Annotated in this window: 1 protein-coding gene; it reads right to left on the reverse strand. The window is 54.4% G+C overall.

All coding sequences use genetic code 11. The features are described from left to right. Positions 1–505: 505 nt before the first annotated feature. Positions 506–921: transposase (locus ACFPTO_RS12845; protein ID WP_377711731.1), on the reverse strand; the 416-nt coding region annotated here is incomplete at its 5' end.

The raw sequence follows: 921 nt of genomic DNA on the forward strand, positions 1-921 counted from the left end.
GATGCGCCGGGGTCGCTTACCGCATCAAGCGCCCACACTTATCGGCTGTAAATTTTTAAAGATCGCTTCGCTCAAAAACACCGACTAAGTCCACCGTTTTTTCGCGCCCTGCAACAGAAGGGAGGCGAATTATGCAGCCCCAAGAACCACTCGTCAAGAGAATCTTGAATATCTATTTCTGGGGTCGCTACATTGATTATCTAAGGAGAAGTTCCTGCCTCTCGAGGCGCGGGCGAATGCAAATGCATGGCCACTTACTCAGCGCCTCCCCGAGTTCACTCGACAAACAGATCAAGGCTACGTTGGCATACAAGCTGGCGCCAGTCAGGCCGCGCTCTCCCGCGATCTCGAGACATCTTGATCTGAAACGCCAGTCAGCTACGCCCACTCGGCGAGATTGCGCAGATCGTCGACGATCAGCAAGCGGCTCCGCACTGCCAAGTGCCTTCTCGCAAATTGACACGGCTCATGATTCCGCTCGGTTTTGTTGCAACAAGGCGGTCGGCTAGTGTTCCGTTCCGCTGATTCGCGAACAAAGTCTATGTAGCTTTTCGAGGATGGAATCGGCGGAAGCGGTCCACATGAATGGTTTGCAGTTTTCGTTGTAGTGAGAAACGAACTGATCGATACGCGTGATCAGTTGTTTGACCGAGCCAAACGAGCCCCTGCGGATGGCCTTGTCGGTGATCAGCGCAAAGAAGCGTTCGACCTGGTTCAGCCACGAACTGTAGGTCGGAATGAAATACATGTGCCAGCGGGGCTTTGCTGCCAGCCACGCCTTGACCTTGGGATGCTTGTGACTGCCATAGTTGTCCACGATGCAATGCACGTCGAGTTCAGCCGGGACGGCCTTGTTGATTTCGCGCAGAAACGACAGAAACTCCTGATGCCGATGACGCGGCTTGCAGGTGGCGAGCACTG

The organism is Paraburkholderia denitrificans (genome assembly GCF_042655705.1).
Taxonomy (GTDB): domain Bacteria; phylum Pseudomonadota; class Gammaproteobacteria; order Burkholderiales; family Burkholderiaceae; genus Paraburkholderia; species Paraburkholderia denitrificans.